Source organism: Puniceispirillum sp. (SeqCode), assembly GCF_965657105.1.
Lineage (GTDB): Bacteria > Pseudomonadota > Alphaproteobacteria > Puniceispirillales > Puniceispirillaceae > Puniceispirillum.
The window spans coordinates 1-3,036 of sequence record NZ_CBFHNB010000105.1; the positions used below are offsets into that span (position 1 = coordinate 1).

Consider the following 3,036-nt stretch of genomic DNA (forward strand, 5'->3'; position numbering starts at 1 on the left):
GTCGGCGTCCATTTTTGAAATGGGATATATTATGACCCGGTTTTTACGCGTCCCAAGCCCGAGAAAAGACGAGCCTGTTCGAAGCGGACGCATGCGTGTGGTGCCGCGCCACATGATCGTGCCACCCCAATGAATGGGCGGTTGTGTTGGGTGCATCTGGGCGCGAATTCTGGAATGAATGCCATCAGCGCCAATCAATAAGCTGGCTGTCTGCGAGATTGTTGTGCCGTCGGCGGTTTCAATGCGCGCGGTGACGCTATTGTCATTATTTGCATCATAACCTATGACACGGTGCCCAAGTTTGACCGCATCACCACCCAGCCGTTCTAACACCTTTTTGTAAAGCAACATATGAAACTGACCACGATGAACTGCATATTGTGGCCATTTATATCCAGCCTTTTGGCCGCGTGGTTCACTGTAAATTTCGGTGCCATTTAGTCCCAGCAATGCCCATTCTGACGATTGGATGCCAATCGTGTCGAGAGCTGGTGCATCTATGCCAAGGTCATATAATTCTCGAACAGCATTCGGTTGCAGATTAATACCAACACCCAGAGGCCGCATGTCCTGGGCGGTTTCATAAACTATACAGGGAACGCCAATCTGGTGAAGGGTCAAGGCCATGACCAAGCCGCCAATGCCACCACCGGCAATTATTATTTGACGATCATGTTGGGTTTTATCAATATCACTTGGATTCACCATAAATAATGCCTGTCTATTCTAGCTGTTCTGTCTATTCCAGCTGTTCTGTCTGTTCTGTTTATTTTGGGTCGGGAAATCCGTCACGGCCGGGGAAATCATAAGCAAGTTCGCGTGATCCCGGGGTGCGAAGCCAAAGGCGGAGTTTCTTTCGGCGTTGCTGTATATCGTCAAAATCTTCAAAACTGGTTCGTGAATGCATAACGACATAATTATTCACTAATTGCAGGTCGCCAGGTTCCATCAGCATATTAACGCGCATGCTTTCGTCATGACTGATCAAGTCAATCAGATCAAACGCTTCGCGCTCGATAGCGGATAATGGCGCGCCCATCATATCATGCCCAAGTTCCAAATATTGTCGCAGATAGCGGCAGGTCAGCTGCCCCTGATGATAGCTGAATATAGGAGATATCCCCGGCTTGTCACCGCCAAGATGCGGGTAATACATCGGTCGGTAGAGGCATGAAAGATATTCAGGGTGATGTGCCAGAATTTCATTATAAAGCGCGGCAGAGCTCACCAGACTGCTTATGCCGCCCGATTTTGCCTTGCGGATACATAACAAGCCGACAATATCGGTCGGGTCAGTATGATAAGGTAGGTAGGCGTTGGTTTCATATACGCGCGTTTGCCGGTCGGTTAGATCGCCGACATTCATCACCTGTCCAATAAGATCACCTTGCGGGTTCTGGCGCACAGCTTTGCCCATATGTAGCCCAAGCCCCCAATATATGATGTTGATGTCATCATCATCATATCGGTCAACGGGGATGCCCCGAAGCAACATAAAACCTAGCCCGGTTTCAAGCTCTGCCATATAGTTTTCCAGAACGGCTGACAATGTCGGCAATGCAAAATCATGCTTGCCAAAGTTGGGAAATGATAACCCACTTGATTTCACATCAGCCAGCGCCTGTTCGATTTCCAGAATATGCGCCTTGGATAGTGGGCGCATCCATGAATCGTCATTTATGACATCAGATGCCCGCCATGCGGTTGGCCCCGTAATCGGTTGCGTAGCAATCAATCCCATATTTGAACTTTCTTAAGACACGCATTTATCTGAAGAACGCTAGCATCGAATGTCAAGGCTGGCAATATTACAAAAGCTTGCAGAATATGTTGCGTGGTGTCGTTGATTTGGTGTTGATCTGGCGATTCTGGCGGGTAAGTTCGAAAGCGCAAGGATGAAGGCTTTACCGCGCTGGGTGACTTTATTCTTTATGAGGCTGGGCTTGAACCCTGAGCCTTGAGCCTTGAGCTATGGTGTTCGGCTTTGTGTCATGAATTGATCGATCGGGGCGGCGGTATCGTTAGTTTTGACAAGACATTATGCTTTTCCAGAGATGCATGGATAAAACCATTTTTGATCAGGGTTGCAACGACATTATTCAAAAATTCAACAAGTTCCGGATTATTTTTTCTGACGCCCATTGCCTGTTTAATAGCCGTAAATGGAGGCTTGATGATACGGTAGCCGGGTCTGAACGATAGTTCTTCTTCGAGTTTTGGTAGTAAACCTGCCAATATGACGGCCTTTCCCTGCCGAAAATATTCATGCGACTGTGCAATCGAGTCTGCTGAAACAATTCTGGCTTTTTTGAAGTTCTCCCGCAGCCACAACTCATAGGCACTTCGCTCGGATACAGCTATTGTGGCCCCAAGCGTATCAACATCCCTATTAGTCTGAAATTCTGAATCATCACGTACGAGAAAATGCGTGTCTATCAGGACATAAGGATTACTGAAATCAATGGTTTTGCTTCGTTCAACTTCATCTGCAATGTTACCGATATCCCATAAGCCTTGATCTACCGCATCGGCTAATTGACCTGGCCGGTCAAACAATACAAATCGGCAAGGCACGTCAAGAATTGATGCAACATGCTTGGCTATATCTGGTGAAATACCAATCGGTGTGCCATCGTCCTCTTGCCCTGTAACAAGCAGACTATTGCCAAGATTAATAGCCACGCGCAAAACACCCGTTGGTGCTAGCGCTTTTTGAAGTGAATTATTCATGAAGTATGTCCACAGCGATCTAAAATTTAAAAGAAGTTATAGGTAATCACAACGATCTACCATTATGGTAACAAGATTGGTTTGAGTAAAATAAAGAAGTTTTTAAGGATTTAAATATCCATTAACAGATATTTGCAAAACAGATATGTGGACAATGATCAAAAGTAATAATTAAAATTACGTAATAACGACATTCGAGATCCTGTTGGTCAAACATTGTCGTTGTAAGCAAAACCGGCCTAGAGGACTAAAAATGTCAAATTCAGTTGTTATTCTGGGGGGGAAACGCTCTGCCATTGGTAAATT

The 3,036-nt window shown here is 45.9% G+C and carries 3 protein-coding genes; all 3 read right to left on the minus strand.

The features are described 5' to 3' along the window. Positions 1-708, minus strand: a 708-nt coding sequence (locus ACTF7Q_RS10420; protein ID WP_438997768.1) for an FAD-dependent monooxygenase, incomplete at its 3' end; no start/stop codon positions are given. Positions 709-766: 58 nt separating this feature from the next. Then, the gene (locus ACTF7Q_RS10425) at positions 767-1,741 is read right to left on the minus strand and encodes a TauD/TfdA family dioxygenase (RefSeq protein WP_438997769.1); all 975 of its coding nucleotides are present in this window, start codon (positions 1,739-1,741) and stop codon (positions 767-769) included. Between the two features lie 248 nt (positions 1,742-1,989). Continuing rightward, on the minus strand, positions 1,990-2,730 hold the full coding sequence (locus ACTF7Q_RS10430; protein ID WP_438997770.1) for a transporter substrate-binding domain-containing protein: 741 nt from the start codon (positions 2,728-2,730) through the stop codon (positions 1,990-1,992). Positions 2,731-3,036: the final 306 nt, after the last annotated feature.